Source organism: Microvirga sp. P5_D2 (assembly GCF_054049475.1).
This window is the reverse complement of record NZ_JBFUMH010000229.1, coordinates 1-6,416: the sequence shown is the minus strand read 5'-3', so window position 1 is coordinate 6,416 and position 6,416 is coordinate 1. Positions and strand designations below refer to the sequence as shown.

Below are 6,416 nucleotides of genomic sequence, written 5' to 3'. Positions count from 1 at the left end.
GAACAAGGTTTTGCGTGGAGAGATGCTGTCCGAGTGCGCGGCGATCCTTCGTTCAGACCACTTCAGGCTGGATCGCACGTGCTCGATGTCGGCGCGACGGGCGGGGCGTACCAGTTTCCCGAAGCGGACTCCTTCAGGTTCACCTTGTCTATGGTCAGATCAGCCACCGCGTGCCGCAGCCAGGCATACTCCGCCCCTGCGTGACAGGTCTGCCTCGGCCGCAGCCTTGGCATGACAATCTCGACCGAGCTGTAATGCGTCGTGTCACGCCACGTTGTTCGTCCAGTTTCGAGGCCGGCAACTCTGCACCGGATGAGGAGTTGATTGCTCTTGTGGCCGGATCCTCCACTAATAGGACCGCCTTACCCTGACCTAACCGAGCTTTGCGCAGGCATTCGTTAACCATACTGGAGCAATCCTTCCGGACAGATCCGAAGAGTTTGCACGTTTTGAGATGCGGGAGACATCTATGTTTGGGACAAAATTCTTTGCCGCGGGGGCAGCAGCCTCCCTTATCTTCTTCGCCTCGTATTTGCTCATGATGCTCTTTGAGGAACCGTTTCGCAATCTAATAGGGTGGCAAGAACTCAATTTTACATGGGACACACGGTGGTGGCGGATTGCAGCGGGCCTAACATTGGCAGCTTATGTTTTTCGGCTTGTCATCGTTCGGCGCAACAAAGCCGCCTTGGAATGGCGCAAAACACTCGCTGGCCGCGCAAGGGCTTGATCATACCGACGAGATCGGGAGATCCTTTAGTCATCTCAAAGCCTCTGCGCGCGCGTGATCTGTGCGGAGGCCTTTGACTTGGAAGTGGCGGGTGGTCTGCCCTTTCCGGGTGGCAGGTTTGCGAACCATTTTGCGCAAGAGTCATTGCGTGACAGTGAAAGGCAAATAAGACGCTTCACATGGAAGCGATTTCAAATGCTTAGTTAGACTGCTTTTGCGGCGACGGATTCGGAGCGTCTTTGCGAAGAGATTATTTTTCCATCGCGCCGGGGGATCGACGGCTGTATCACGTATTTGCCCGTGCGCAGCGAGCATATAACCCGCTGCAGCCTTGCCACAGGCACTTTCCGCACCGTATCTCTTCTAGCTCATTGTCTTGCCCCCGAATTGCCAAATGCTATACTTGAGGTCAATCGCGACTTTAGGGAGCGGACTACAAGCCGCGGCACGCGTCGTAATAAGCTGCGTATGAACGCAAGAAAAACGCTCAAGGCATCATGGTTACCCGGGTGACAATCACTTGAAAGCCTTTATGTTCAATGCTACGAGACGGCTCTCGAGGCGTTGCCGTTAGAGACCGCGGTTAGGTATTGGACATTTGGACTTCCGATATTAAATTCAGAACGAAACAGCGCCTCAATTCCCTGAGCATATAGTCCCTAAGTCCAATGAGGACACCGGCGGTATCTTAGAAACACCGTTCCATAGGTTATTCACAATGTCAGCGTTTGCGCGCCAGTTTGAGCCGCATGTCACCCGTAGCGGTGCGATGTCAAAATTCCATTACTCGGTCCGGTGCTCGACCTGTGCAAGGTTCGAAACGTACGAAGCTACCAAGGCAGTTGGCGACCAGATCGTGAAGGGCTACTTCCGAGACCGCGGCTGGCTCTTGGGACGAGGCCGTGCCGATGATCTCTGCCCTACCTGTCTGGCCAAGCCGAAGAGTGTGCCGCAGCCTCGCAAGTCGCTCGAAACTAGCCGATCTGGATTGACGTCGTCGGGGCAGACTTCTGAGAGAAGGGCTGGAACAAGCGACAAGCGGGATCAGGAAACGGYCGACATTCTGGCGCGTCATCTCGGGAGGCCCGCCGCCCTTGCCGCAGAAGTTTTCCGCCCGAAGGAGCCCCAGGCTGCCCGCGCGACGCCGTCAACGGCTCAGAGCCAACTTATCCCTGTGCCTCAAGTGTCGCCTGAGGTCATTCAAGCGTTCGTGGGACTGGCCTCTGATCTCAGAGGGCTCAGAGAGGCCGCGGACGTGATCTCTCGACATTTGGATCGGCTCATCCAGATCGAGGCTCAACAAACAGAAGCCATTGCTGGCTTGGGCCAACTTCTCCATCAATCGGCGACGCAGTTTGCCCAAGGCATACAGCAGATTGCCTCAACAGCTCTGCCGATTCGACCCGTTCAGGATCCGCCTGTCGAGAAGATCGGAGTTGAGAACCTGCCGCGGATCGAATTGCCTGTTGAGCAACCGGCCGCCAGTCCTGAAATTCGGCCTGCGAAGTCGCCCTCTCCGAAGCGCATGGCAAGAGGCCGCCATCCGACGGTCGGCTCGAGCACTCCTCACGATGCCGCCGTCGCAAGCGAATCCATTGTGGTAAAATCCATTCCTGATGTAAACAATGYGCACCGGTTCTATACGTCGATCCGGCTGCCACGAGATTGTTGGGATGCAGCTGGCTTTGAGCCGAACCATCGGGTTGTCCTTGATTGGGACGGCCAATTCCTGACGGTGAGGCGCGTTACCGAAGGCGGCGTGAAACCCAAGGTCATCGGCAAAACGCAGGTTGTGCTTCAGTCTTGGAAGCTCGGGAATTTGAATCTGGATCAGCCTCATCTTGACCGACATGACTCAGGTTTTCGATTGGCTCCGAAAGCCTAGCTCGCGCCTGAGCCCGTCCGTGGAGGCTAGTCTCGGCCTTACATACACATGGATAATCGCTTATGGGACGGAAGGCTTCCCTTTCGGCAGAAGCGAAGGCAGACAGATCGCTCGCAACGCAGCGTGTCATCAGGCCCTGTTGCAATGATAACAGCCGCCCTATCTCACTGAAGAACCCTGGCCTATTGTGCTTCATTGTTTCTCATAGGGATGTTGAGCGGGTGATATGCCGAATTAATTAAGTTTTGTTGCCAGCCTCCGTTTCGCGTGTCCAACCGTGAGGACTTCGCCGAAGCGCGTCTCCATCGCACGAACCCGTGACACACCAGAATTCGATAAATAGTGCCTGCAGGAGAGGCGGTAAGGCTTCGTTAACTATACCCGCGCATCCTTTCCCAATCGATAACACAACTGTCATGTGTTGTTTTCGGGACGATGAGCCTATGGAATACAGAAACCTGGCCGACGCTGTCAGTGAAAAGCTGGGAGCAATTGCTGCGATTATCGCAGGTGTTGAGAGGAGCACTGATGTAGCCGATTTGCGCTGTCTGACCAGTCACCTGGTTAGTGCACTCAGCCTGTTTCGACGTAATCCAGGCATCGAAGCAGCTGCTGATGATCTGTATGGCGCGGCTGCGGCTATTGTCGTCGAACGAAGAGGAAAGGTTCAACCTACCTCTAGGAAGCTCAGGCTCCTCAATGAAGCCCACCTGCGTTTTCGCGGCCGGCTCGAAGCTGCAGCTGAGCGACTAGGACCATATGAGCATCTTATGGTTCCTGTAATCTCGACAAAGCAAGCTGCCTAGAAGTCATGGGCGGTTTATAGCCGCTGTCAGCATTGCTGGCCAATCCCGCTCACAGTCTACTGATCTGATCTTCTCATCTTGGGCAGGTCCCCATTGGCAGCCTCTCTGCGAGAGATTGGTGTCCCAGGCTGTTCAACGTCAGGGCATGCAGGGTTCTTCTCGGATAGGAAGGCCGTACTATCTGATCCCGCACAGGGCGGGTGCACGTTGGAATGTCGCGGTTAGACCAGGCCCAGTCGACTGGGACCGAGAAAAGTCGGCACCCGAAGTAAAKTCCACCGACATCCAGTGAAGCGCCTCCGGAAACGTCATTGGACAAGTTGGCTAACTTTCGAACTGAATGGATGTCTAACCCCATGAATATCAGCGCTGTATTCCGAGCGGACCTGGAAGGATGACTAAAGCGCGCTTCTTATCGTGCTTCGGCACGCTTTGCCTATTTCAATTTTTGATCTCACTCACACCCGTGTGCACCTACGCAATCAAATGATTCTCCAACAGAGGTGGAAGCTCGCCTTCTCTTGCGGTAAGGAGACACATCTTTCTTAGCGACTGAAATGGAACTCTGACGTGTTCGCCGAGCCTCCCCTCCCCTCCAATGAAGAAGAGCGGGTCAACATTCTCTTCAACTGCGGGATCCTCGACACTATTCGTGATGAAAGATTTGACCGCATTACACGGCTCGCGGCGGACTTCTACGAGGCTGACGTCGCTTTTTTAGGCTTCGTCGATGATCGCCATCAATGGATGAAATCGGTTCAGGGCGATGGCATCGCTCCATGGATCAGTCGCGATCAGACCATCTGCCAGCTGGTTATTGCCTCTGGCAGGCCGCTTGTGGTCGGGGACATGAAATCCGATTCGCGGCTAGAAGGGCATCCGGTCGTCCAAACCCTTCCATTTCGCTTCTATGCAGGTGTCCCACTCCTGACCGAGACGGGTGCGGCCGTGGCCTCCCTGTGTGTTCTCAAGCGTAATCCTCAATCCGAAAACGGGTTCAACCTAGATCCATTGATTGATCTTGGCGCTATTGCAATGGATGAACTTGATCTTTGGCAGCGTAATCAGGAGTTGGAGCGCCTTGCAGAAACCGACGCCCTGACCGGACTGGCCAACCGCCGCGCATTTGATGCTACGCTCCTACGAGCCTGGCGTCGACTTCAGCGCACGGGACGCCCGTTGTCGCTCCTGATGCTGGATCTCGATTACTTCAAGGTTCTCAATGACCGTTGTGGGCATCAGGTTGGTGATGAAGTGCTTCAGCGCTTTGCCAGAGTCCTGTCGGAACTACCGTGTCGCCCTGATGATTTAACCGCGCGCTATGGCGGAGAAGAATTCGCCGTGCTTCTGCCTGATACTGATCGTGCAGGAGCCCTGCATGTTGCAGAACTGGCGCGAGCGGCGCTTGTTTCAGCTGAGATCCCGCATCCGAGCGGCATCAATGGGTTTGTGACAGTCAGCATTGGGGTGGCAACAGCTGGCCGTGAGAGCCTCAAGAACACAGAAACCCTCCTTGGGCAGGCCGATGCAGCCCTTTATCAGGCCAAACGAGCGGGCCGCGATCGTGTTGCCGTTTATGTGGTAGCATGACACGAAAACCTGAGACCAATGAGCATTTCCTTCGCATGAAATGTCTGATGCTGCGCAGATCGCCAGCAGCTTAGAATTCATCGATTACAAGATCGCTTGAACGATTCTGTCCGAAGATGGCCCTTGGAATAGTCCAGAACGGTGGCAGCACGGCGTTCGCATGGCGCTCTAGGATTATCACCGCCGTCATAGTAGACGCCTTTCAACGCCTGCCGGATAGGACGAACCGAGCGTCATGACATCGACCGATGTTCCCAATCGGCCCGTGTTATAGAAGCTGCTTTCCAAAAGGATGTCGCCATTAGGCTTCAGGGCCCCGACAAGACGTGCGTGGACCATGTCCCGCGGGAGAGCATGGATGCTATGGACTCGGCTCGGCTCAAGAATGACCAGATATTCAGCGCTTCCCTTAGGAGCAGGATCTACCGCGACCGGATTGCGGGTACTGAGAAGATAGACGGTATGTAAACCTCCATTCTGCGACGCTGGAGTGGTCGCGTCTGCCAAGACGACAAAACTTGTCTTCGCGTCAGCTGGTGCGCTAGACCCCGTGAGAGATCCATTGGCGGCAGGGATATGTTAAGCAATGGTCTCCTCCCGGAAGTTGGACCGGATCATGTGAGAATCTCCGGTCCTGGAATAGCCTCAGGCGCACCTAAGGCCTGGTGAAGCAAGACCATCGGTGGCCTATCACCGATGGCGCTATGCGGTCTCACTTCGTTGTACTCAACCCGTCAATCCTCCACCTTCCGGCGCGCGTCGTCCAGATCCATAAACCAGTTCTGGTTCAGGCATTCCGCGCGAACTCGTGCATTGAACGCTTCGATATACGCGTTATCCGGCATATTGGGGCCGGTGCCCCTTTGGCCGGCGAGCCTTAGTTGATTAAGCTGGGGTGATCCGGGCCTCGGGGCACCGGGAGCACGCAAGTGCGGGCAGGCCGTCGCACTGACATGAACCGCGAGTTCGAGGTCGTTATCTGGCCGCCCCTGCGACTAGCCCGGATGCGCTGCGAGCGCGGATCCGTAATCGCGGCAGCGCCTACGACTACAACATTCCAAGCAAACGCGCGGAAGAGCGAACCCGCGTTGAAGCTGCGTAAGCGGCTTATGAGGACTTCACCAAAGGGTGGCGCACCCGGATCCGGCCCAAACCTGTGGAAAAGCCGGCCTGATCCGAAAGAGGGGCTATTCGACAACATCCGTGTCGGCCGGCTGAAGTCGAGCGTCACCCCATAGGAATAGGCCCACAGGTCCAGCTCGCGCGAGGTGAACTGGCAGCCTTGGTCGACCCGGATGATCTTTGGCTTTCCAAACTGCCGAACCGCCTCGTCCAGGGCTGAGATCACTTCCCACGCGGTGGCGATCCGGCACACCCGCAACACGGGACAGATCCGGCTCCAGGT

Annotated in this window: 4 protein-coding genes and 1 pseudogene; 3 read left to right on the top strand and 2 right to left on the bottom strand. The window is 55.9% G+C overall.

Translation table 11 applies throughout. The features are described from left to right. Positions 1 to 1,448: 1,448 nt before the first annotated feature. The 3 genes from ACXJKO_RS28965 to ACXJKO_RS28955 all read left to right on the top strand — a co-directional run bounded on the left by ACXJKO_RS28965 (position 1,449) and on the right by ACXJKO_RS28955 (position 5,011). Positions 1,449 to 2,615, top strand: a complete 1,167-nt coding sequence (locus tag ACXJKO_RS28965) for a hypothetical protein (protein ID WP_457094491.1) — start codon at positions 1,449 to 1,451, stop codon at positions 2,613 to 2,615. A gap of 443 nt (positions 2,616 to 3,058) precedes the next feature. Next, on the top strand, positions 3,059 to 3,421 hold the full coding sequence (locus tag ACXJKO_RS28960) for a hypothetical protein (protein ID WP_457094490.1): 363 nt from the start codon (positions 3,059 to 3,061) through the stop codon (positions 3,419 to 3,421). Between the two features lie 570 nt (positions 3,422 to 3,991). Next, a complete protein-coding gene (locus ACXJKO_RS28955; RefSeq protein ID WP_457094489.1) occupies positions 3,992 to 5,011 on the top strand; it encodes a sensor domain-containing diguanylate cyclase in 1,020 nt (339 codons plus the stop codon). 614 nt (positions 5,012 to 5,625) lie between these two features. Here ACXJKO_RS28955 and ACXJKO_RS28950 read toward each other — a convergent pair. Both ACXJKO_RS28950 and ACXJKO_RS28945 read right to left on the bottom strand, forming a co-directional pair. Next, positions 5,626 to 5,862 (bottom strand): annotated as a pseudogene (locus ACXJKO_RS28950) (integrase core domain-containing protein); the annotation flags it as partial. 26 nt (positions 5,863 to 5,888) lie between these two features. Further along, on the bottom strand, positions 5,889 to 6,404 hold the full coding sequence (locus ACXJKO_RS28945; protein WP_457094492.1) for a DDE-type integrase/transposase/recombinase: 516 nt from the start codon (positions 6,402 to 6,404) through the stop codon (positions 5,889 to 5,891). Positions 6,405 to 6,416 lie beyond the last annotated feature (12 nt).

Coding starts and splice junctions, on each gene's coding strand:
- ACXJKO_RS28960 (WP_457094490.1), top strand. CDS start 3,059: ATGGAATACAGAAACCTGGCCGACGCTGTCAGTGAAAAGCTGGGAGCA.